The organism is Vibrio sp. OPT46 (assembly GCF_015163535.1).
Taxonomy (GTDB): Bacteria; Pseudomonadota; Gammaproteobacteria; order Enterobacterales; family Vibrionaceae; genus Vibrio; species Vibrio alginolyticus.
The window spans coordinates 1-846 of the sequence record NZ_JADDYG010000361.1 but is presented as its reverse complement, the minus strand read 5'-3'; the positions used below and the strand labels follow the sequence as shown (position 1 = coordinate 846).

The 846-nt window shown below is 39.4% G+C and carries 2 protein-coding genes; both read right to left on the bottom strand.

Features of this window, described 5'->3' with window-relative positions:
- Positions 1-238: 238 nt before the first annotated feature.
- On the bottom strand, positions 239-568 hold the full coding sequence (locus IQR33_RS16900; RefSeq protein WP_054577762.1) for a hypothetical protein: 330 nt from the start codon (positions 566-568) through the stop codon (positions 239-241).
- Positions 569-590: 22 nt separating this feature from the next.
- Positions 591-846, bottom strand: a 256-nt coding sequence (locus IQR33_RS33320) for a hypothetical protein (RefSeq protein ID WP_228013944.1), incomplete at its 5' end; no start/stop codon positions are given.

Below are 846 nucleotides of genomic sequence, written 5' to 3'. Positions count from 1 at the left end.
AGCGTATTGAAAAGCGCGTCAAGAAAATGCAGAGAGAAATGCACGAAGAGTATGAGTTTAATACAGGTAAAGCAGATGCGATTGAAGGTGAATTTGAAGAGGTTCGCCGGTAAGTAAATAAGATTTAGATGAGTTTCTCTCCCCCGACCGCTCCTGAGAAACTTCTTGCTTTCACCCTGTCCTTAAAATGGCAGGGTGCTTTTTTGAAAAGCACAATGTTGAATAAGCACCTAGCGGTTTATTGCTTTATCTTTTTGTTGTTGGAGGCTGTGTAACCAGCCTCCCATAAATCACCATCGACACCAGAGTATGGGTTGGATTCTTTCGGAGCGCCGCTTAGGCAAGCATCTTTGCCTTCCTTCTTAATTTCATCGATGTGATTTAAAACAAAGTCAAAGTGTTTAGGATCAGCCTTTTGTAGTAACCCGTACAAAAGGCCAAAGCCAAGCATCGTAAATACAAACAGTTCAAAAAACACCCAAATGCTCTTTGTTGAAAAGAATATCCAAGCAACGCTGCAAACACTGGTCAAAATTACTACTGGAGCTAAATCTACTATTCTTTGCATATTGCTCTCACCTTCTAAACGGTCATGAAGTCTCTACCCCTTTCATAGGGTAAGTAAGAGGAAAGTCCGTTTTTATCCAATAAAGCACTCTCGACTTAATATGCGACACTGTTAGTATTAACGTTAAGTGGCTATCGTTCTCATTATAACAATGCGTTGGAAAGTAGCTTTCACAGCAAATGAGAATATGAACCAAAGTAACACTATTGATAATATTAATTTTAGCAACGTTTAGCGTCAGAATTACGTAAATTGTGTAAGGGTTACTGAGAGTAGAC